The organism is Caballeronia sp. LZ062 (assembly GCF_031450785.1).
Taxonomy (GTDB): domain Bacteria; phylum Pseudomonadota; class Gammaproteobacteria; order Burkholderiales; family Burkholderiaceae; genus Caballeronia.
On record NZ_JARTWB010000002.1, the window covers coordinates 140,519 to 162,345 of the forward strand.

General features: G+C 64.3%; 20 protein-coding genes and 1 pseudogene. 11 read left to right on the forward strand and 10 right to left on the reverse strand.

Annotated features, from left to right (window positions below; translation table 11 throughout):
- Positions 1 to 576 precede the first annotated feature (576 nt).
- Positions 577 to 1,974, reverse strand: coding sequence for an MFS transporter (locus P9239_RS06700; RefSeq protein WP_309749744.1), 1,398 nt, complete (start codon positions 1,972 to 1,974; stop codon positions 577 to 579).
- Positions 1,975 to 2,092: 118 nt separating this feature from the next.
- On the opposite strand from P9239_RS06700, the gene P9239_RS06705 reads away from it, so the two are divergent.
- From P9239_RS06705 to P9239_RS06720, 4 genes and pseudogenes are all read left to right on the forward strand, one after another.
- On the forward strand, positions 2,093 to 2,302 hold the full coding sequence (locus P9239_RS06705; protein WP_309749745.1) for a DUF3820 family protein: 210 nt from the start codon (positions 2,093 to 2,095) through the stop codon (positions 2,300 to 2,302).
- Positions 2,303 to 2,832: 530 nt separating this feature from the next.
- Entirely contained in the window at positions 2,833 to 4,086 is a 1,254-nt protein-coding gene (locus P9239_RS06710; RefSeq protein ID WP_244847259.1) for a ribonucleotide-diphosphate reductase subunit beta, read from the forward strand.
- 105 nt (positions 4,087 to 4,191) lie between these two features.
- Positions 4,192 to 4,517 (forward strand): annotated as a pseudogene (locus P9239_RS06715) (hypothetical protein).
- A gap of 31 nt (positions 4,518 to 4,548) precedes the next feature.
- Positions 4,549 to 5,253, forward strand: coding sequence for a histone H1-like DNA-binding protein (locus P9239_RS06720; RefSeq protein WP_309749746.1), 705 nt, complete (start codon positions 4,549 to 4,551; stop codon positions 5,251 to 5,253).
- A 250-nt stretch (positions 5,254 to 5,503) separates the two neighbouring features.
- On the opposite strand, the gene P9239_RS06725 is transcribed toward P9239_RS06720, so the two are convergent.
- From P9239_RS06725 to P9239_RS06765, 9 genes are all read right to left on the reverse strand, one after another.
- On the reverse strand, positions 5,504 to 5,983 hold the full coding sequence (locus P9239_RS06725; protein ID WP_309749747.1) for a hypothetical protein: 480 nt from the start codon (positions 5,981 to 5,983) through the stop codon (positions 5,504 to 5,506).
- A 25-nt stretch (positions 5,984 to 6,008) separates the two neighbouring features.
- The gene (locus P9239_RS06730) at positions 6,009 to 6,947 is read right to left on the reverse strand and encodes a carbohydrate kinase family protein (RefSeq protein WP_309749748.1); all 939 of its coding nucleotides are present in this window, start codon (positions 6,945 to 6,947) and stop codon (positions 6,009 to 6,011) included.
- A 133-nt stretch (positions 6,948 to 7,080) separates the two neighbouring features.
- Positions 7,081 to 7,581 (reverse strand): thiol peroxidase, encoded by a 501-nt coding sequence (gene tpx / locus P9239_RS06735; protein WP_159836997.1) that lies wholly within the window; start codon positions 7,579 to 7,581, stop codon positions 7,081 to 7,083.
- A 102-nt stretch (positions 7,582 to 7,683) separates the two neighbouring features.
- Positions 7,684 to 8,994 carry a DUF3426 domain-containing protein gene (locus tag P9239_RS06740; RefSeq protein ID WP_309749749.1) on the reverse strand — a complete coding sequence of 437 codons (1,311 nt, stop codon included), beginning with the start codon at positions 8,992 to 8,994 and terminating at the stop codon, positions 7,684 to 7,686.
- Positions 8,995 to 9,055: 61 nt separating this feature from the next.
- Positions 9,056 to 9,958, reverse strand: a complete 903-nt coding sequence (gene prmA / locus P9239_RS06745; protein ID WP_309749750.1) for a 50S ribosomal protein L11 methyltransferase — start codon at positions 9,956 to 9,958, stop codon at positions 9,056 to 9,058.
- Positions 9,959 to 9,981: 23 nt separating this feature from the next.
- Positions 9,982 to 11,349, reverse strand: coding sequence for an acetyl-CoA carboxylase biotin carboxylase subunit (gene accC / locus P9239_RS06750; protein ID WP_250473065.1), 1,368 nt, complete (start codon positions 11,347 to 11,349; stop codon positions 9,982 to 9,984).
- Positions 11,350 to 11,500: 151 nt separating this feature from the next.
- A complete protein-coding gene (gene accB / locus P9239_RS06755) occupies positions 11,501 to 11,974 on the reverse strand; it encodes an acetyl-CoA carboxylase biotin carboxyl carrier protein (RefSeq protein ID WP_309749751.1) in 474 nt (157 codons plus the stop codon).
- A 445-nt stretch (positions 11,975 to 12,419) separates the two neighbouring features.
- Positions 12,420 to 12,959, reverse strand: a complete 540-nt coding sequence (locus P9239_RS06760) for a TlpA disulfide reductase family protein (RefSeq protein ID WP_309749752.1) — start codon at positions 12,957 to 12,959, stop codon at positions 12,420 to 12,422.
- A gap of 27 nt (positions 12,960 to 12,986) precedes the next feature.
- Positions 12,987 to 13,643: a UDP-N-acetylmuramate--alanine ligase gene (locus tag P9239_RS06765; protein WP_309749753.1), complete on the reverse strand. Its 657-nt coding sequence runs from the start codon at positions 13,641 to 13,643 to the stop codon at positions 12,987 to 12,989.
- A gap of 173 nt (positions 13,644 to 13,816) precedes the next feature.
- Here P9239_RS06765 and mpl point away from each other — a divergent pair, with 173 nt between their 5' ends.
- From mpl to P9239_RS06800, 7 genes are all read left to right on the forward strand, one after another.
- A complete protein-coding gene (gene mpl, locus P9239_RS06770) occupies positions 13,817 to 15,232 on the forward strand; it encodes a UDP-N-acetylmuramate:L-alanyl-gamma-D-glutamyl-meso-diaminopimelate ligase (RefSeq protein WP_309749754.1) in 1,416 nt (471 codons plus the stop codon).
- Positions 15,229 to 15,828 carry a YqiA/YcfP family alpha/beta fold hydrolase gene (locus tag P9239_RS06775; RefSeq protein WP_309749755.1) on the forward strand — a complete coding sequence of 200 codons (600 nt, stop codon included), beginning with the start codon at positions 15,229 to 15,231 and terminating at the stop codon, positions 15,826 to 15,828. Before mpl ends, P9239_RS06775 begins: the two co-directional genes overlap by 4 nt.
- A 59-nt stretch (positions 15,829 to 15,887) precedes the next feature.
- Positions 15,888 to 17,942: an RNB domain-containing ribonuclease gene (locus P9239_RS06780; RefSeq protein ID WP_309749756.1), complete on the forward strand. Its 2,055-nt coding sequence runs from the start codon at positions 15,888 to 15,890 to the stop codon at positions 17,940 to 17,942.
- Complete coding sequence (gene aroE / locus P9239_RS06785; protein WP_309749757.1) at positions 17,939 to 18,796, forward strand: shikimate dehydrogenase; 858 nt, start codon at positions 17,939 to 17,941, stop codon at positions 18,794 to 18,796. The genes P9239_RS06780 and aroE overlap by 4 nt, the downstream gene beginning before the upstream one ends.
- Positions 18,796 to 19,557, forward strand: coding sequence for a monofunctional biosynthetic peptidoglycan transglycosylase (mtgA, locus tag P9239_RS06790; protein ID WP_309749758.1), 762 nt, complete (start codon positions 18,796 to 18,798; stop codon positions 19,555 to 19,557). Before aroE ends, mtgA begins: the two co-directional genes overlap by 1 nt.
- Before the next feature lie 357 nt (positions 19,558 to 19,914).
- The gene (locus tag P9239_RS06795; protein WP_309749759.1) at positions 19,915 to 20,841 is read left to right on the forward strand and encodes an IclR family transcriptional regulator; all 927 of its coding nucleotides are present in this window, start codon (positions 19,915 to 19,917) and stop codon (positions 20,839 to 20,841) included.
- Complete coding sequence (locus tag P9239_RS06800) at positions 20,838 to 21,803, forward strand: 2-dehydro-3-deoxygalactonokinase (protein ID WP_309749760.1); 966 nt, start codon at positions 20,838 to 20,840, stop codon at positions 21,801 to 21,803. Before P9239_RS06795 ends, P9239_RS06800 begins: the two co-directional genes overlap by 4 nt.
- Positions 21,804 to 21,827: the final 24 nt, after the last annotated feature.

A 21,827-nucleotide genomic window follows, 5' to 3' on the forward strand; every position in this document is an offset into this window, starting at 1 on the left:
AATGACGAAGCACTCCGCAAAACGACATTGGCACTCAGTTTGAACCAACCCTGAATCACCTTCCACGCCCGCTGAGCGCCACGTCCTCCGAGCCCCTTGGCTCCTCAACACCCAGGGTTTGCATGCGTGGGCCCTGTGTATGAACCAAACTTTGGGGCGCGACATGGGGGCTAGATGCGCACCGGTGCGTGCAGGAACTTATCAATGCGCTACCGACTACCACTTGCCGGAGGCGAAGCGTAAAGCCGCGCGCATGGTTTTGTCGAGCCGTGGGGCTCGGAGGACGTGGCGCTCAGCGGGCGTGGAGAGTGATTCAAGGCTGCCAATTCAAGTAGCGCCACCGCATGTCTGCGAAGTGACAAGTCTCTTGCTGCTTCGGGCCAAAAAAAGCTGCTTTCTTTGGTTACTTTCTTTGCAGCAGCAAAGAAAGTGACCCTCGCCCCGGGGAGGGGCAACGCCAATCGACCGACACGAAATTAAGTTCCACGACGAGCAGGATCAACGACGCGGAAGGAGCAGCAGGAAGGAAGCGCGAAGCACAAGAAACACCGCCGGTAGGCAAAAACAAAGAGAACCTTACCCCCGCGTCCCGCGAGAAATCTCAACGCCCGCATCCCGCGCCAACCGAGCCGTAACCGGCATGGAGAAAAACGAGAACAACCCAACGACAACAAAAGCAGGCCAGAAGTCCGACCACCGCACGCTGGCGTGACCATTGAGATATTGCGAAACATCAAGCGTAATCCCCGCGACCGTGACACCAAGCCCGAGCGACACCTGCTGCACGAAGCTGGCAAGACTCGTCGCCCGACCGACATCGCGCGTTTCGATCTCCGCGTAAGCGAGCGAATTGAGGCTCGTGAACTGCAGCGCCGGAAAGAAGCCGCCGAGCAGCACGACTGTCCAGATCACCCAAGTCGGCGTGCCGGGAAAGAACGTGCCGCATGCCGCAATCGCCAAGCCAGAGAGCGCCGCGTTGAAGAGAAGCGTCTGCCGGAAGCCGAATCGATGCAGCACGCGCGATGCAAGCGAGCGCATGAACATGCCGCCGAACGCCGATGCACACGTGATCGCGCCGGACTTGAACGCCGTCATGCCGAGACCTTCCTGCAACGCGAGCGGCAAGAGGAACGGCACGGCACCGAGGCCAATGCGAAAGAGCGAGCCGCCCAGGACGCTCGCCTGAAACGTCGGCACGCGAAAGAAGCGCAGGTCGAGCAGCGGCCGCTCGGCACGGCGCGCGTACACGCAGTAGAGCGCGACCATCAGCGCGCCGAGCGCACACATCGCGAAGGCGACGCTCTGCGGCACCAGTTCACCGCCGACGAGCGAAAGCCCGAGCAGCAGCAACACGCCCGCGCCCGCCGAGAGAAAGAAGCCGAGCCAGTCGAGCCGGCCCGGATGTTCTTCGCGGGAGTCGGCGATGTATCGATTGGTCAGGTAGATGCCCGCGATGCCGATCGGAATGTTGATGAAGAAGATCAGCCGCCAGTGCAGATACGTCGTGATGAAGCCGCCGAGCAGCGGGCCGGCGGCCGGGCCGAGCATCGCGGGAACGGAGAGGTAGTTCATCGCGCGAATGAACTCCGAGCGGCGCACCGAACGGAAGATGATGATGCGGCCAACCGGTACCATCATCGCGCCGCCCACGCCCTGAATGAAACGCGCGACGGTGAACGGCCCGAGCGATGTGGATGCCGCGCACAGCAGCGAGCCGGCAACGAACACGCCGATGGCCGCGCGAAAGACGGCGCGTGCGCCGAAGCGATCGGCCACCCAGCCGCAGATGGGAATAAAGACGCCCAAGCCGAGCACGTAACTGGTGACGGCAATCTTGAGTGTGACGGGATCGCGGCCGAAGGCGCGCGCCATTTCGGGAATCGCAGTGACGATGACGTTGGCGTCGACGCTTTCCATGAACATCGCACACGCGACGATGAGAGGGGCAATGAAAGCTTTGACGGCGAGCGGCATCAGAGAATGCGATCAGTCATGGCGGCAAGAGCGGCGATTATGGCACCGATGTGAAGCACGCGCGATTGCGCGCCGGCTGCTATGCGATGCAACGAACATGCTCATGGAGTGAAGAGAGATGGACCCGCAAGACCTGCAGCGTCTCGTGACGCAGACGATGCCATACGGCAAGTACAAGGACCGGCTCATCGCCGACCTCCCCGGTCACTATCTCGCGTGGTTCGCGCGTGAGGGTTTTCCTCAAGGCAAGCTGGGTGCGCTGCTTGCGCTCATGCACGAGATCGATCACAACAATCTGCGCGCGTTGCTCGACCCATTGAGGCGTTGACGGCGCCCGCTATAGGTAGTAGAGCGGGGCCGGCGAGGGCACAATATATTGTGGTAAAGCCGGGCGGCGAATGCTAAACTTCCGCAACGAATTCGAAGCGCGCGAAGGCAGCAACGAGACATCGCTCAGGACCCCAAGCGTGATGGAGCGACGTCAAAAGAGCACGCGCTTTCATCTTCGCTTGCCTTGCATCGCATTCGATCAACGGCGCTCGCGTCGGTCGATCATCGCGGGCAGTCGCAAGCCTTCGCATCACGGCATCGAAGCATCGATGGAAGCATCGATCGAAGCATTGAAGCAACGCAGTCCGATCACGCATTGCAACGCTTGAAGAGAGTCGATGAGGACCGCTTCACACACGTCTCTCTCATGCTCGCATCACACATCGAACACGATGCGCAGAGCCAAGTGTTGTATGCAGGTAGCAACGCTGAATCCAAATCGCTAGAAAACGAGAATTTTCATGAGCAAGCTCTTTTATCGCTCATGAAAAGATGGTACAAACCGATCTAAATTGATGGTGAGAATTTATGCTCAACTGGGATGACGAGACCACTGCCGTAACTCCGTCGAGCGGTTCGCAACACAACACGTTGCGCAACGCTCAAGGCACGGCTTTCGGTACGCAGAGCGCAGCGCATGCTGCTCAATCGTTCGATCATCAAGCCGCCCATCAGACTGCTCAGGCGCAGAACATCTTCTCGGATGGCTTCGTGCCTCCCGCAGCCGCCACGCCTTCCGCTGGCGCCATCGCCGCGCAGAGCGAAGCGCGCGTCAACGTCGCCGACAAGCGCATCATCAACGGCAAGACCGACGTCAACCAGCTCGTGCCGTTCAAGTACAAGTGGGCGTGGGAGAAGTACCTCGCCGGCTGCGCGAATCACTGGATGCCGCAGGAAGTGAACATGTCGCGCGACATCGCCCTGTGGAAAGACCCGAACGGTCTGTCCGACGACGAGCGCCGCATCGTCAAGCGCAACCTCGGCTTCTTCGTCACGGCCGACTCGCTCGCCGCGAACAACATCGTGCTCGGCACGTATCGCCACATCACCGCTCCGGAGTGCCGCCAGTTCCTGCTGCGCCAGGCGTTCGAAGAGGCGATCCACACGCATGCGTATCAGTACATCGTCGAATCGCTCGGCCTCGACGAAAGCGAGATCTTCAACGCGTATCACGAGGTCAAGTCGATCCGTGACAAGGACGAGTTCCTGATCCCGTTCATCCAGACGTTGACCGACCCGGCCTTCACCACCGGCACGCTGGAAGCGGACCAGAAATTGCTCAAGTCGTTGATCGTGTTCGCCTGCATCATGGAAGGACTTTTCTTCTATGTAGGCTTCACGCAGATTCTGGCGCTGGGTCGCCAGAACAAGATGACGGGCGCGGCGGAGCAGTATCAGTACATCCTCCGCGATGAATCGATGCACTGCAACTTCGGCATCGACCTCATCAACCAGATCAAGCTGGAAGAGCCGCAACTGTGGACCGCCGAATTCAAGGCGGAGATTCGCGAACTCTTCAAGCAGGCTGTCGATCTTGAATATCGCTACGCTGAAGACACCATGCCGCGCGGGGTTCTCGGCCTGAACGCGTCGATGTTCAAGAGCTACTTGCGGTTCATCTGCAATCGGCGTTGCCAGCAGATCGGCCTGGACCCGCTCTACCCGAACGAGGAAAACCCGTTCCCGTGGATGAGCGAAATGATCGACTTGAAGAAAGAACGCAACTTCTTCGAGACACGCGTGATTGAGTATCAAACCGGCGGCGCGCTGACCTGGGAATAACAACAAGCCCAGGACGTGTTGCAGACGAAATCGATGGGACGGCTGGGCAGCAGCGTGCATCATTGCGCGCGCGCCGCCGACAAGGTTTAGGAGAACGGTCGCCTGATGCAAAGTGCGCCTACTGACTTGACGGACCGAGTGGTTCGATTGAAAGACAGGCGTTTTGCGTTCCCTTCAATGGGATGGGCAAACTTCCCCCCGGAAAATGCCGGCGACAAGCTCGCTGGCTCGATCAAGCGATGGCCGGCGCCGTGTATGGGCGCTGACTCAATTTGGCGCGCGGTGCCTCGGGGCACGGCGCGCCTTGCCGTATTCATTAGCGTAAGCAGGTGGGATCAGCGTACGCCGATGAATAATCCGCTTCGTAGCGTGTGCCCTGAGAGCCTCCACGCGAAGAAGCGGGTTTTGACGAAGGGTGTTGTTTGAACTGACTCTCATCTGAAAACCTGAAGGAGAAAAACCATGGCAGTTGCCAAGAAGAAACCCGCCGCGAAAAAGGCTGCAGCAAAGAAAGCCCCCGCCAAGAAGGCCGCCGCACCGGCAAAGAAGGTAGCAGCGAAGAAGGTCGCCACGAAGAAGGTCGCGGCCAAGAAAGTCGCAGTGAAGAAGGTTGCGGCGAAGAAGGCTGCACCGGCCAAGAAGGCAGCAGCGAAGAAGGTCGCCACGAAGAAGGTAGCGGCCAAGAAGGCGCCCGCGAAAAAAGCCGCAGCGAAGAAAGTCGCCACCAAGAAGGTAGCCACGAAGAAGGCCGCCGCGAAGAAGGCGCCTGCCAAGAAGGCCGCCGCGAAGAAGGCGCCTGCGAAGAAGGCTGCCGCCAAGAAGGCGCCCGCGAAGAAGGCGGCGGCGAAGAAGGCCGCTGCGAAGAAAGCGCCCGCGAAGAAGGCTGCCGCGAAGAAGGCTCCTGCGAAGAAGGCGTCGGCGAAAACCGCCGCTGCCCCGGCTGCGCCTGCCGCTTCCGCGCCTGCTCCCGCAGCGAAGAAAGCCGAGCCTGCTGCAAAGAAGGCGCCGGCCAAGAAGGCTGCTGCTGCAAAGAAGACGACCGCTGCCGCTCCCGCAACGACGGCTACGACCGTGTCGACGCCCGCTCCGGCGGCTCCGGCCACGGCAGTCAAGACGGCGTTGAACCCGGCAGCAGCATGGCCGTTCCCGACGGGCAGCCGTCCGTAAGTCGCGGCAACAGCAGTTCGAAGCACCGCGGCACACCTCGATGTGCCTTACGACCGGGTAGGCCTACCCGGCCTCGACCCGTCGCCGGTCATGCCCGGCGGCGGGTTTCTCGCTTCGGCGCCCGAAGCAAGTTCGCGCGGTACTCGCAGCGCCCGACGAACGAAAAAAGCGCATGCCTCTTTCGATGCATGCGCTTCTTCGGGCAACCGCAGGCTGGTTGCGATTTCCCAGTCGAATACTTCAGACGAACTTAGTGCGTCACGCGCGTTACGCCGCCGCTCGACAGCAGTCGTACACGCTCGCCCGCCTGGAACACTTCGCCATTCGACGTCTGGGTGATGGCGCGCAGATCGCCGTTGTCCAGACGCACGGTGATCTCCAGCCCGTTCTTCGTCGAGACGCTGTTCTCCACGGCGTTGCCCGCGACTGCGCCGGCCAGCCCGCCGATGATCCCCGCGATGATCGACCCGTTACCGCCGCCGATTGCGCTGCCCGCCGCGACGCCGCCGAGCGCGCCGCCGCCGATGGCGCCGAGGCCGGTCGGCTGGCCGTTGTTGGAGCTGATCTTCACGCCCCGCACGCTTTCGACGGTCGCCATGCGCACCGTTTCCTCGCGCTGCGCCTGCGACGCCGTGTAGACGTCGGGCGAACTGCTGTTGTAGGCGCAGCCCGTCAGCGCGACTGAGCCGATGAGCGATGCTGCCAGCACCATGCGACTTACCGTTTTCATTGCTTTACTCCCTTCGTCCACTCGATCACGACAGGCTGCTTCCGAAAGCCTGCTTGAAACGTTCTTCGATTTCGGCGCGCGTCGGCGCATAAGTTTGCGGGCCCTGATGCTCGATCTTCAACGCACCCATCAGACTCGCGAGACGCCCCGTCTTTTCCCAGCCAAGCTTGTTCTCGATGCCGTACAACAGGCCGCCGCGAAATGCGTCGCCGCAGCCGGTCGGGTCCACGACCTGCCGCGCTTTGACGGCCGGCACGTCCATGACGCCATCATCATGATAGATCTGCGCGCCGTGTTCGCCACGCGTGACGATCAGCGCGTCGACCCGGCTCTTGATGTCTTCGATCGACCATCCGGTCTTGTTGCTCAACAGCTTGGCTTCGTAGTCGTTGACCGTCACGTATGTGGCGAGTTCAATCATGCGACAAAGCTCTACACCTTCGAGGATAGGCAAACCCTGACCCGGATCGAAGATGAACGGCACGCCCGCCGCCGCGAACTGTTTGGCGTGTTCGCGCATGCCATCCGCGCCGTCCGGCGCCACGATGCCGAGCGTGATGCCCTGCGCTTCGTCGGCGCGGTTCAGGTGCGATTCCATCATCGCGCCGGGGTGGAAGGCGGTGATCTGATTGTTCGCCAGATCGGTCGTGATGAAGCATTGCGCCGAGTGCTGCCCGGGCAGCACTCGCACATACTCCTTCGACAGCCCGAGCATATCGAGCCGGTCGATGTAGAGCTGCGCGTCCGCTTCGCCGAGCGTCGCCATGATCTTCGCATCGCCGCCGAGCAGCTTCAGCGCATACGCGATGTTGCCCGCGCAGCCGCCGAAGTTGCGCCGCATCGTCGGCACCAGGAAGCTGATGTTCAGCATGTGCACCTGGTCCGGCAGGATGTGGTCGCCGAAGCGGCCTTGGAAGGTCATGATGTTGTCGTAGGCGAGCGAGCCGCAGATGAGCGTAGCCAAGGCGAACGTCCTTTGTTAATGAGGCGCGAGGAAAAGGTGGCGCATACGGCGCGCGGCGGCGTGGGCACTGGTCGAACGCAAGGACCGCCGCGCCCCGTATGCGCGGACCGCCGAAGCGGTCCGTCCATGCACTTTACTTCAGTGCGGCGAGCGCCGAATCGTAGTTCGGCTCGTTCTTGATTTCCGGCACGAGTTCGGCGTGCAGCACCTTGTCGTTTTCGTCCAGCACGACGACCGCGCGCGCGGTCAGACCCTTGAGCGGGCCGCTCGTCACGTCCACGCCGTAGGACTGCGCGAATTCGTGGCCGCGGAACGTCGATGCCGTCACTACGTTGGCCAGGCCTTCGGTCGTGCAGAACCGCTTGGCCGCGAACGGCAGGTCGCCGGAGACGACGAGCACGACCGTGTTGTCCAGCTTGCCAGCCGATTCGTTGAACTTGCGCGTCGACGTGGCGCACGTCGGCGTGTCGAGGCTCGGGACGATGTTCAGCACCTTGCGTTTGCCCGCGAAGCTCGCGAGCGTGATGTCGCCGAGGTCCGCGCCGACGAGCGTGAACGCGGGGGCTTGCTGTCCTTCGCTCGGGAACGTGCCGCTGACTTCGATCGGGTTGCCGCCGAGGGTAACTTGACTCATGTTGCGCTCCAGAGGATGTGTCAGATGCTGACGGGAACTGCGCGCCCGGCGAGATGCTGCCGGGCCGCGTCGTGAAAGCCGGGTGCTTGCGCGACCATCCGGTCACGGATAGAAGACTTGCACCCTGTAATTCGCGGCGACGGCGTCGCCCGTATCGAGCCGGACGACGACCGGTTGCGCGCTTTGCGGCGGAAGGCCGATGGCGAATATCGTACCCGGTCGCGCGTAATCCTGCGGCCACAGCACGCGGCGGATGGCGACGTCGCTCTTGTCGTCGAGCAGCGTGAGTTCGAGTGCAGGATAGGCGAGCGCGACGTCCGACCGGTTGCGCAGCATGAGCTTCAGTTCGAGCTTGTGCGGGCCGTCCACCTGACGCAAACCGGAGCTCTCGATCTGCAACCCGGAGATGTAACGCGGCGGCGAGATGGTGCAGCCGATTTCGTCGCAGATATTGACGTAGAAAGCGTGCGAGCCGGGGACGTAGACCATGACCGTTTCGCGTTGCCACCACGCGAGCTGGATCAAGAGCAGCAGCACGAGCAACACCGCCGCGACGACGCCGAGCGCACGCAAGCCCTTGCGCGCTGGCTTGGCCGGTTGCGGGATGTCGATGCGCGGCTCGCGCGTGACCGGAAACGCTTCGTTGGCGCTCGGCGCGTGTGCGGCGGTGCCCGAGCGCGCCGTCCTCCCGTCGAAGCCGGGCTCGTCTTCGTCCCATTCTTGCGCGGGGGCGGAAGGGGCAGGGGCAGGCCGCGCGCGCGGCGGTTCGGGCCGCTTCTGTGCGGGGCCGATAAAAGGTTCCGCACGGTCGTCGAGCGGATCGACGAAACGCGAGGGCGGCAATGCGGGTTCAGGGCGCTTCGGTGTCTGCGCTCTGGGCGGCGGCGCTTGCGTGTCGTCGTTCAGCGGCGCATCCGACACTGCGACCGGCTTGGTCCGGCCGAGCGGAACCGGTTTGGCGACAGGCTCGGCGTCCGGTTCGTTCGCGGCGTCCTTGCGCGGAACCTTGCGCTCGGGCGGCGATTGCATGGACGCACCCGCGAACGCCGGCGCGCTCGCTTGCACGGTGGGATCGCTGTCTTCTTTGGCCCTGGGCGGCGGAAACGGCTTGGCGGTGGACTGCTTTCCGAGATCCAGTTGGCGCGGCACCGCCAACGTGGGCGGCACGTGCGGTGCTTCCTTCTTCGACGATGAGAACGTCGAAGGACCGACCGCGACTTCATCGTCGATCAGCGCGGCGTGCTGCGCTTCGTCTGGCTCGGCTGACTCGTCCGGCAGTTCGAACCGATGATGCGCCGCGTCGAACACTTCCTGACAATGGCCGCACCGCACCCGCCCGTCATGCGGCGCGAGCAGATGCGGATCGAGCTTGAATACGGTTTCGCAGTGTGGGCAGCGGGTAGCCAGCGCCATAGGAAGTGCCAGTGGAAAGTGCCAGCGGCCTCGCGGCCGAAACGGTGATGATGGCGCTATTCTAAAGGCTTTCGCGCCGCGTTCCGGCAAGGCACACCCAGCCTTCGTGCTCGCGCCAGACGCCGATATCGATCCACTTCGCATACACCGCCGCGACCTCGTCGGCCTGGCGCGCGAGGATGCCCGACAGCGCAAGCCGCCCGCCCGGCTTCACCTTCGCGGCGAGCATCGAGGCCATGAGCTTGAGCGGATTCGAGAGAATATTGGCGACCACGATGTCGAATTCGCCGGCGGGGCAATCGTCGGGCAGGCCGTATGTGACGTCCGCGCGATTACGCTCGCTGTTCTGGCGCGCGGACTCGACCGCTTGCGGATCGATGTCGATGCCATAGACCGGATTCGCGCCGCACTTTTTCGCAAGAATGGCGAGGATGCCCGAGCCGCAGCCGTAGTCCAGCAACGACTGCCCCGGCTTCACCGATTGCTCCAGCCATTCCATGCACAGGCGCGTGGTCGGATGGCTGCCCGTGCCGAACGCGAGGCCGGGATCGAGCTCAAGCACGAGGGCGTCGGGATCGGGCGCGTCGTGCCAGGACGGCACGACCCAGATGCGCTCGCCGATCTGAATCGGATCGAACTGCGCCTGCGTCAGACGCACCCAGTCCTGCTCTTCGACTTCGCGCACGGAGAACGCGGGCGTCGCTTTCAGGCCGATATCGTTGGACGCCGCGGCGAGCAGCACGGCCGGGTCCGCGTCCTCGGCGAGCAGCGCGACCACGCGCGAACGCTTCCACGCGCTGCGCTCGGGCGTGAGCCCGGGCTCGCCGAAGAGCGGCTGCTCGTCGGGCGTGTCGGCGTCGGCATCCTCGACGGACACCGAGAGCGCGCCCATCTCCAACAGCGCATCCGACAGCGCCTCCGCGTGTTCGCGGTCCAGCTCGGCGATCAGTTCCCGGTAACTCATGCTCGTGTCTCTGCCAAGGCGCTTTACGACTCTTCGGCCACCGCCGCCTGACGCGCGGCGAGCTTGTTTTCGAGGTAGTGGATGCTCGTGCCGCCTTCGACGAACTTCGCGTCGATCATCAGTTCGCGGTGCAGCGGAATGTTGGTCGAGATGCCTTCCACGACCATCTCCGACAACGCGATACGCATGCGGTTGATCGCCTGTTCGCGCGTCGCGCCGTAGGAAATCAGCTTGCCGATCATCGAATCGTAGTTCGGCGGGACGAAATAGCCGTTGTACGCGTGCGAATCGACGCGGATGCCCGGGCCGCCCGCCGCGTGCCACGACGTGATGCGTCCCGGCGACGGCGTGAACTTGAACGGGTCTTCCGCGTTGATGCGGCATTCGATGGCGTGGCCGCGGAACTGGATGTCCTTCTGACGCAGCGTGAGCTTCTCGCCCGCCGCAATGCGGATCTGCTCCTGCACGATATCGACGCCCGTGATCAGCTCCGTCACCGGATGCTCGACCTGCACGCGCGTGTTCATTTCGATGAAGTAGAACTCGTTGTTTTCGTACAGGAATTCGAACGTGCCCGCGCCCAGATAGCCCATCTTCTTGCACGCTTCGGCGCAGCGGTCGCCGATGCGGTCGATCAGACGCCGCGCGATGCCAGGCGCCGGCGCTTCTTCGACCACCTTCTGGTGGCGGCGCTGCATGGAGCAGTCTCGCTCGCCGAGCCACAGCGCGTTGCGGAACGAATCCGACAGCACCTGAATTTCGATATGCCGCGGGTTCTCCAGGAATTTCTCCATGTAGACCTGCGGATTGCCGAATGCGCGTCCCGCTTCTTCGCGCGTCATGTTCACGGCATTAACGAGCGCCGCTTCCGTGTGGACCACGCGCATGCCGCGTCCGCCGCCGCCGCCCGCCGCCTTGATGATGACGGGATAGCCGACCGCGCGCGCAATTTTCACGATCTCCTTCGGATCTTCCGGCAACGCGCCTTCCGAACCCGGCACGCACGGCACGCCGGTCTTGATCATGGTCTGCTTGGCCGTGACCTTGTCGCCCATCAGGCGAATGGTCTCCGGGCGCGGGCCGATGAACGTGAAGCCCGATTGCTCGACGCGCTCGGCGAAATCCGCGTTCTCGGAAAGAAAGCCGTAGCCGGGATGGATGGCTTCGGCGTCGGTGACTTCGGCCGCGCTGATGAGCGCGGGCATGTTCAGATACGACAGGTTCGACGGCGCCGGTCCGATACAGACGGCTTCGTCGGCGAGCTTCACGTACTTCGCTTCCTTGTCGGCTTCTGAATAGACGACGACTGTCTTGACGCCCAGTTCGCGGCACGCGCGCTGGATGCGAAGCGCGATTTCGCCGCGGTTCGCAATGAGGATTTTTTCAAACATGGCAGTGGGTCGGCTCATCAACGGGCACGCGCGAGCGGCCCTCGGGATTCGAATCGGCGGCGCGCGCCTCCGGATGCTTGCGGATGGCGTGCGCCGGCGCGGTTAAGCCGGGCGAACCGGAGCGATGCGTCCGGCGCACGGCCCGACGCGCTTAGTCGCCGATCACGAAGAGCGGCTGGCCGTACTCGACCGCCTGACCGTTCTCGACAAGAATTTCCTTCACGACGCCGGACTTGTCCGATTCGATTTCGTTCAGGAGCTTCATGGCTTCGATGATGCACAGCGTCTGGCCTTCCTTGACCGTATCGCCGACCTGCACGAAAGGATCGGCGCCCGGCGACGGCGCGCGGTAGAACGAACCCACCATCGGCGAGGTGACGACGTGACCTTGCGGCGCGGCGGCCGGCGCGGCGGCGCCTGCGCTCGCACCCGCATCGCCCGATGCGGCGAAGCTCGGCGCGGCTTGCGCCTGCGCTTGCGGCGCGTATTGCTGCGGAGCCTGCATGTAGACGGGCGCCGCGTTCTTGACGATGCGAACCTTGCCTTCGCCCTCCGTCACTTCCAGCTCCGAGATGCCGGATTCCGAGACGAGGTCGATCAGCGTTTTCAGTTTACGAAGGTCCATCGAAAAATCCCCTTTCAATACTTGGAGACCGGGACTGCCCGGTGCTTGACTTGATTTGTGGGTGTTCTGGGCGTCAGCCACGTGCCGGGGCGATGAATCGTCCGGAGCACGCAGAGGCGCGGCGCAACGCGCCTGCGGCGAAATCGGCAGCGCAGCGACCGTTCCCGTCCGGCGCGCCGCTGCAGACGCCGCTTTTGCTGGCGGCTGAATGGGCGGCTACGTGGCCTTGCGGCACCGGCGGAGTGGTCATGGTCGCTTCGGGTTGTGCGGAATTCGGCGCACTTTAGCGCCGTTTAGAGAATTTTGTCTAGTTTTACAGCACGCCGGACCGCGCGCGTCCGGGCTCGCAATGCGTCATTATCGCAGGCAAACCGCGAACTTACAGCAAAGCTGCGCTAAGTTGCTGCTTACTTATGCGAACGGTAAGCGAATCCGCAGCGAATTTTTACAGCGCGTCGAGCGCATGGCGAAGTTCCGCTTCGTTCACTTCGCCTAGCTTCGCCAAATGGACGACGCCTTTTGCGTCGATAACGACGGTGAACGGCAGGCCGCCCGCGTTGTTGCCGAAGCTGCGCGCCAGGTCCGCGCCGCCGAAGCCGGTGACGTAGACGGGATAATCCACCGGCACTTTTTTCAGGAAGTCGTTGACGTTCTTCTCGCTGTCCACGCCCAGCCCGATAAACGTAATGCCCTTCTTCTGATATTCGCGCTGCATCGCCGAAAGCGTGGGCATCTCCTTCACGCACGGTCCGCACCACGACGCCCAGAAATTCACGACGACCGGCTTGCCCTTGTACGCCGCGAGCGGTTGAGACGTGCCCGAGGCAGCGGGCGGCGTGGTCTTCCACAGCTGATCGACGGCGTTGCCGCTCGGCTGCGTCGCCGCCTCGGTATCGTTGCCGGTAAAAAGATGGCCCGCGTAGAAGCCGCCGACCGTCGCGGCGATGGCGACCGCCAGGGCCGCGAAGATACGTGTGCTGTTCATGAGGGAGATTGAAAGCGTCTCGACGACTCACTCGCCAATATAAAGCGGCGGGCGATCCGGGTCGTCGGATTGATCGAGCAGCGCACGCACGGCTGCGGCGTTAGCGCGAGCCAGCCGGCCGCGCCCGTCGGCACGCACCGCGCCGCGCAAATCGACGGTGCTGTACAACGCGATGTGAACGCCGATCGGTTCCTCGCCGCGCAAGCGATGCAGAAAGCTCAACGTCTCCACATAGCCGCGCCCGGCGAAGTGCCGCGTCTCGGAGACGTCGTACTGAATGTTGGCGTTGAGCAGATAAATGGCGACTTCCTTCGGGTTGTCGCAGAAGCATTGCAGATGGATATCCGAATGCTCGCCTGCCGTGCCGTTGAGCACCGCGCCGGTCAGGTACGGGTCGTAAGGCTTCAGGCGCTCCATCCATTCGAGCGCGACCTCGCGCATGCGGCGCAGGACGGCGGGCTGGCTGTCGCTCTGGAAAATCGCCTGATATTCGCGGATTTCCTCTTCGATCTGATCGTTGTCGGGCAAGAACTCGCCGCCGATCTTGCTCTCGCCGACCACGAGCCGCGCCGCCTTGCGCTTGGCGGTGGAGTAGTCGAGACCGTCTTCGGCGATCATTCTCGCGGCCGCGATGGCGATTTCCTCGCGCACGCGCTGCGGATCGATATGTGATTTGCGAACCATGGGGGCATCATACTAGATAACGCCTGAGCGCCCGGCGGGGCAGGCACGGCGTAAGGGCGGCGGGCGCGCTCGGTTACAATATGCGCCTCCGGGCGCACTCCCGCACGGCTTTTCTCCGTGGTGCGCCGTTCCAGTTTTCCGCACTCCATCGCCCGCGCGGCGCGACACGCTTTATGCACATCCACATCATCGGCATCTGCGGCACCTTCATGGGCGGTCTCGCCGTCCTGGCGCGCGAGGCCGGCCACAAGGTCACAGGCTGCGACGCCGGCGTCTATCCGCCGATGAGCACGCAGCTCGAAGCACAAGGCATCGAACTCATCGAGGGCTTCGGGGCCGAGCAGATCGAACTTGCACCGGACCTCTTCGTCGTCGGCAATGTGGTGTCGCGCGGCAATCCGCTGATGGAAGCCATTCTCGATCGCGGCCTGCCGTACACGTCCGGTCCGCAATGGCTCGGCGAGCATGTGCTTGCGGGCAAGTGGGTTCTGGCGGTCGCGGGCACGCACGGCAAGACCACGACGAGTTCCATGCTCGCGTGGCTGCTGGAAGACGCCGGCATGAATCCGGGCTTTCTGATCGGCGGTGTGCCGCTCAATTTCGGCATTTCCGCGCGCCTGACCGATTCGAGCTTCTTCGTGATCGAAGCCGACGAGTACGACACCGCGTTCTTCGACAAGCGTTCGAAGTTCGTTCACTACCGCCCGCGCACGGCGGTGCTCAACAATCTCGAATTCGATCACGCCGATATCTTCCCGGATCTCGCCGCTATCGAGACGCAATTTCATCATCTCGTCCGAACGGTGCCGGGCGTCGGCCGCATCGTCACAAACGGGCGGGAGGCGGCGCTCGAGCGCGTGCTGTCGCGCGGATGCTGGTCCGGCGTCGAGCGTTTCGGGGTGGAGGGCGGCTGGCAGGCGCTGCCCGCCGAAGACGGCGCGACCGTCGACGAACAGTTCGCTGTCTACTGGCAAGGCGAGCGGCAGGGCGTGGTCGACTGGCAAGTGCAGGGCGAGCACAATCGCATGAACGCGCTCGCGGCCATCGCGGCGGCGCGCTCGGTCGGCGTGCCGGCAGCGCAAGCGGCGAAGTCGCTTGCAAGTTTCCGCAACGTCAAGCGGCGCATGGAAGTGAAGGGCAGCGTCGAAGGCGTCACGGTCTACGACGACTTCGCGCACCATCCGACCGCCATCGAAACGACGGTGGCGGGACTGCGCACGCGCATTGGCGATTCGGGTCACGCGCGCATTCTCGCCGTGCTCGAACCGCGCTCGAACACCATGAAGCTCGGCACGATGAAGGCGCAATTGCCCGCGAGCCTCGCCGGTGCGGACCTCGTATTCGGCTACGGCGCGCGTGAAGGCCGCGACAAGCTCGGCTGGAATCTGGCGGAGGCGCTGTCTCCGCTCGGCGACAAGGCGCACGCGTTCGACGAAATCGAACCGCTCGTGAAGGCGGTCACCGCCGTCGCGCGCCCCGGCGACCACGTGCTCGTGATGAGCAACGGCGGTTTCGGCGGCGTGCACCAGAAATTGCTGGATGCGCTTTCCGCGCGTGAGTCCGGCACCACGACACGAGGCCCCGCGTGATCCTCTACCTGCACGGCTTTCGCTCGTCACCCCAATCGTTCAAGGCCCGCGCGATGCGCGCGCGCCTCGCGGAACTCGGCCGGTTGAGCGAATGGCAGTGCCCGGTGTTGCCCGTGTCGCCGCGCGAGGCGATTGCGCTGGCGGAAACCATCGCGAGCACGGCGGCGTCGGACGATGTCACCGTCGTTGGCAGTTCGCTCGGCGGCTACTACGCGACCTATCTCGCCGAAAAGCACGGCTGGCGCGCGGTGCTGCTCAATCCCGCCGTGGTGCCGCAATCGGACTTGAGCGCGTACCTGGGCGAACAGCCGTTGTGGCACGGCGGCGGCAGTATCACCGTGTTGCCGCGCCATCTGGACGAACTGCGCGCGCTCACCGTCGCTTCCATCACGCGGCCCGAGCGCTACTTTCTGATTGCCGCGACGGGCGACGAAGTCATCGACTACCGGACGATGCTCGCGCGCTATCCCGGCGTGCGCACCACGTTGATTCAGGGCAGCAATCACGCGATCAGCGACTTCGCGGACTATCTCGGCGACGTACTCGCCTTCTGCGATCAGTCGCCGCGCACGGCCGTCGCGCCCGCGGCGGCATGACGCCTCATTCATCCACCGGCGCATGCCGCGTCCGGTCCACCGTCTTACGAGAGTATTGAGTGAACGTTTTCTTCGAGGAATCGGGTAGTTTCAAGGCCGGCTCGGTCTTGTCGAAACAAGGCGACGCGTTCCAGGTCGAATTGCCGGGCGGACGCCGCGCAAAAGTGCGCGCAAAAGACGTGCTGATCGAATTCGAAAAGCCCGCCGCCGCCGATCTGATGCAGGAAGCCGACGCCATTGCGCAGGACATCGACCTCGATTTTCTGTGGGAATGCGCGCCCGAGGAAGAGTTTCCGTTCACCGCGCTCGGCGCGGACTACTTCGGCGACAAGTTCGGTCCGAGCGAGCGCGCCGCGCTGGTGCTGCGCATGCACGGCGCGCCAGTGTACTTTCGCCGCAAGGGGCGCGGACAGTATCAGCGCGCGCCGCAGGAGCAGTTGCAAATGGCGCTCGCGTCGCTGGAGCGCAAGCGTCAGCAGGCGCTCGTGCAGGCGGGCTACGAGGAAGAACTGAAGGCCGGCAAGCTGCCCGAGGCGCTGAAGGACAAGGCCATCGGCCTTCTGACGAAGCCCGACAAGAACTCCATCGAATACAAGGCGCTCGAAGCAGCGGCGGCGGCGCGCGGCATTTCGCAGGCGCGGCTCATGCTCGAATGCGGCGGCATTGCGTCCGCGCGTCAATTGCACGAAGCGCGTTTCCTCGCCGAGTACTTCCCGCACGGCGTCGGCTTCCCTTCCGTGCAGCCCGCGCCGCTGCCCGAAGACTTGCCCGAAGCGGACGTCGAAGCGTTCTCCATCGACGACGTGACGACCACCGAAATCGACGATGCCTTCTCCGTGCAGCATCTGGCGGACGGGCGCGTGCGCATCGGCGTGCATATCGCGGCGCCGGCGCTCGGCATCGCGCGTGGCGACACCGTCGATTCGATCGCGCGCAGCCGTCTTTCGACGGTCTACATGCCCGGCGACAAGATCACGATGCTGCCCGACAACGTCGTCGACGTGTTCACGCTCGCCGAAGGCGGGCTGCGGCCGGCGCTGTCGCTCTACATCATCGTGAATCGCGAGACGCAGGAGATCGTCGCCAGCGAAACGCGCGCCGAACGCGTGTTCATCAAGTCGAACCTGCGCCACAACCATCTCGACGAGCACGTGACCGAGGAAAGTCTCGCCGCCGGGACGGGCGATTATTCGCACAAGGAGGACATCGCCGTGTTGTGGCCGCTCGCGCAGGCGCTGTTCGAAAAGCGCCAGCAAGCGCGCGCGACGTACGGCCTCAAGCGCGAAGTGCAGCGCAATAACGACTTCAATTTCTACGTCGAAGGCGAGCACATCACCATCACGCCGCGCCGCCGCGGATCGCCGCTCGACCTGATCGTGGCCGAACTCGCGATTCTCGCGAATTCGTCGTGGGGCGCGTTTCTAAACGATCACGGCGTGCCTGGCATTTACCGCTCGCAGCGCGGCTTCGGCGGTCCCGGCCCCAAGCGCACGCGCATGCAGACGACGCCCGCGCCGCACGAAGGTCTGGGCGTCGCGCAATACGCGTGGAGCACGTCGCCGCTGCGCCGTTACGTCGATCTGGTGAATCAGTGGCAACTGCTCGCGTGCGTGCAGCACGGCGTGACCGCGAAGCTCGCCGCGCCATTCAAGCCGAAGGACGCGGATCTCTTCGCCGTCGTGCAAGGCTTCGACGATACGTACACCGCGTATGCCGATCACCAGCGCCGCATGGAGTACTTCTGGTGCCTGCGCTGGCTGAAGCAGGAGAACAAGCGGCAGGTTCCGGCGTCGGTGGTGAAGGACGACCTCGTTCGCTTCGAAGAAATTCCGCTGATCCTGCACGTGCCCGGTCTGGGCGTTCATGCGCGCGGCACGCGGGTGATGCTCGAAGTCGTGTCGATCGATGAGCTGACGGTGGAAGCGTCGTGCCGTCTGCTGCACGTGATCGACGCGCCGTCCGCCGCCGCGCCGGTCGAAGAGGAAGAAAGCGAAGAAGAAATCATCGAAGCCGACGATCTCAGCGCCGAGAGCGAAGCCGAAGCGCAGGCGGAGGCTTCCGCCGAAGCACCGGCCGATGCGCCAGCGCAGCCTTCACAGGAGCCAAACGCATGAACGCGCCGCAGCCGCGCGACCGCTACGCGGTGATCGGCAATCCGGTCGAGCACAGCAAATCGCCGTGGATTCACGCGCGCTTCGCCGAGCAGACCGGCGAGGCGGTCGAATACGGGCGCATTCTCGGGCCGCTCGGCGGCTTCGAACAGGAAGTGAAGGCGTTCATCGCGTCGGGCGGACGCGGCATGAACGTGACCGTGCCGTTCAAGCTCGACGCCCACGCGTTCGCCGATTCATTGTCGCCGCGCGCGGCGGCGGCGGGCGCGGTCAACACGCTGTCGTTCACCAAAGACGGCGTGGGCGGCGACAACACCGACGGCGTCGGCCTCGTGCGCGATATCGAAGCGAATCTCGGCGTCAGTCTGAAAGGCGCGCGCGTGCTGCTGCTCGGCGCGGGCGGAGCGGCGCGCGGCGTCGTCTTGCCCATCTTCGACCGGCGGCCGGCTTCGCTCGTCATCGTCAATCGCACGGCGGCGAAAGCGCAGCAACTCGTCGGTCAGTTCGCGCAGGCCGCGCAGGAAGCGAACGTGCGGCTCTCGGGCGGCGGCGCGGACAGCATGGAACGAACGCGCTACGACGTGATCGTGAACGCGACGGCCGGCAGCCTCGACGCCGCGCTCCCCGAATGCGACGACGCAGCTTTCGGCGCGGGCACGCTCGCCTACGACATGATGTACGGCCCGAAGCCCACGGTCTTCATGCAGCATGCCGAGCGTCTCGGCGCGCGCGCGGCCGATGGTCTCGGCATGTTGGTCGAACAGGCCGCCGAATCGTTCTTCATCTGGCGCGGCGTGCGCCCGGACGGTGGCGCGGTGCTGCGCGAATTGCGCCAGTCGCTGGCGGCAAAAGCCTGATGACCGCCGCGCCCGGCCGCAGCCGCAACGCGCCGACTGATCGGCCGGCGCGCCGCGCCGCGCGGCTCGGCCCCGCACGCTGGATCGCTTACGGCGTCTCCGTAATCTTCATCGCGTTTCTCGCGACGCAGCTCTACTTCTTCCTTCAAATCGGCGTCTGGACCGCGACGAACCCCGGTTCGACCGCGTTCATGCGCGCCGACGCGTGGACGCTCGCGAAGACGCATCCGGGCATCGTCCTGCAACGCACGTGGGTGCCGTACGACCAGATTTCGCGCAATCTGAAGCGCGCGATCATCGCGTCCGAGGATGCGAACTTCGTCAATAACAATGGCTACGAGACGGACGCCATTCTGCAGGCATGGGAGAAGAACAAGTCGCGCGGAAAGATCGTCGCGGGCGGCTCGACCATCTCGCAGCAACTCGCGCGCAATCTGTTTCTGTCGCGCGAAAAGAGCTATATCCGCAAGGCGCAAGAGCTTGTGATTACGTGGATGCTCGAATTCTGCTGGACGAAGGAACGCATCTTCGAGGTCTATCTGAATTCGGTCGAGTGGGGCAACGGCGTGTACGGCGCGGAAGCGGCGGCGCATTATTACTATAAGACGTCGGCGGCCAAGCTGACGGCGGGACAAAGCGCGCGGCTCGCCGTCATGCTGCCGCGCCCCAAGTATTTCGACGACCATCGCAACTCGCCGTATCTGACGGCGCGAGCGCGTGTCATCGCCCGGCGAATGGGCGCTGCCGAACTGCCCGAATGATATTTAGTCGGCGTCGCTAAACTCATCAAGTCCCTGATCCATCAGGGCTTTTTTGTTTTCATGGAGCTTTCGGCCGTCAGCTTGGGTCCCATTATGTGAACCGTGCGGTCACATATTGAATATTCGAGATAGCCGGAACTACAATCGGTCCACGCTTTCGACGACACCGCCAGAAGGCACTGCGCACGAGCGGCCACGCTTGGCGCCACAAGAACAAAACCGGAGACACGTCATGCACTCGATCGCCTGCCCGCGTTCGCGGGTTGCGCCGCACGATTTATCCGCCTTACGCACGAAGCACGCGCCGGCTAGCTCGCCCGGGATGACGCGCGGCGCGCACGTCGAGGAGCGATCGGCATGACCAAACTCCAGCACGCCGATTCCGAAGCCGGCGCCGACAACGGCCGCGCCGCCAACGACGCGCGCGCGAAGGTCGCCGGCCGCCGCGACGCCGACGCCATCGCGCTGCCGAGCGCGCTCGTCGATATCACGCCGCAGCAGGCCGGCACGCAAACGCTGCTGCGCGGACTCGCGATTCTCGAAGCCGCCGCGAACGGCGCGCGCGATCTGCGCTCGTTCAGCGCGGCGCTCGGCACGACGCGCAGCACCACGCACCGGCTCGTGAGTTCGCTCGTGCAGGCGCGCTATCTGCGGCAAGTGCAGGGCGGCTATCTGCTCGGGCCGAAGCTGATCGAACTCGGCACCATCGCGCTGGAACAAATGCCGCTCACGGCGGTGGCGCGTCCGCACCTTCAGGCGCTCGCGCATCACACGCACGACACGATTCATCTAGGCGTGCGCGACGGCGACGACGTGCTCTACATCGACAAGATTCCCGGCACGCGCGGGCTGGAAATGCGCTCGCGCGTCGGGCACCGCATGCCGCTCGCATCGACCGGCATCGGCAAGGCGATGATGCTCGACCTCGAAGCAAACGCGTGGAAGAAGCTGCTCGACGCGTCGCATCGGGCGCTGGCGCGTACGAGCTTCAAGCCGGAAAACCGCCCGGATATCGATACGTTCTTGCAGCGCATGACGCGCTATTCGCAGGGCGGTTACACGTTCGACCTCGAAGAAAACGAGGCGTCGATCCGCTGCGTCGCCGCGCCCGTGCGGGACGCGTCTGGCGCGATCGTCGCGGCGCTTTCTGTTGCTAGCACCATTCCCTATATGCCGGACGAGCGCATGGAAGAACTGATTCCGGTCGTGCAGCGCGAAGCGCGCGCGATCTCCGAAGAACTCGGCTGGCGCGCGCCGCAGGCCAATCGCCGGATCAAGCGATGAACGCGCCCGCTCTCATTGCGCTCGACTGGGGCACGACGTCCCTGCGCGCCTATCTGCTCGGCGACGACGCCACCGCGCTCGACACCCGCGCGTCGTCGGCGGGCATCATGAAGCTGCCCGCAGGCGGCTTCGACGAGGCGTTCGAGGAAACGTGCGGCGCGTGGCTCGACGCACATCCGCACTTGCCCGTCATCGCGGCGGGCATGATTGGCAGCGCGCAAGGCTGGATCGAAGCGCCGTACGTGGACACGCCCGCCGACGCCGACGCGCTCGTCGCGGGCATCGTCACGGTGACGGCGGCGCGCGGCGTGACCGTGCGCGTGGTGCCGGGCGTGCTCGAACGCGGCGTGCTGCCGAACGTGATGCGCGGCGAGGAAACGCAGATCGTCGGCGCGCTCGCGGCCGACGCGTCGCTGTCCGCGCCGGGCGGCGCGCTCATCGGCCTGCCGGGCACCCATGCGAAATGGGCGTTCGTCGGCGACGGACGCATCGAGCGTTTCTACACGTTCATGACCGGCGAAGTGTTCAGCGCGCTGCGTGACCACACGATTCTTGGCCGCACGATGCAGCACGGCGCGGCTTCCGATGCCGCCGCGTTCATCCGCGGTGTCGATACCGCGCGCGATGCCGGTCATCCCGGCCTGCTCGCGACCATCTTCAGCACGCGCACGCTCGGCCTTACCGGGCAACTCACGCCCGAACAGCAGCCGGATTACTTGTCGGGGCTGCTCATAGGCCATGAACTGCGCGGGCTGAACGAAGTGCTGGCGCGCGACGCGTCGTCGCTTGCGGGCAGGACGCTGCGGCTCATCGGCAACGATGCGCTCTGCGACCGTTATCGCGCCGCACTCGCGCGTTTCGACTGCCACGACGCGCAGACGGTCGCGCACGCCACCGAACACGGTCTGTACCGAATCGCCGCGCAAGCCGGGCTCGTGACCGCGCCCGCGAGCGCGGCCTGACGCAACGCATACGAAGGAGCAAGA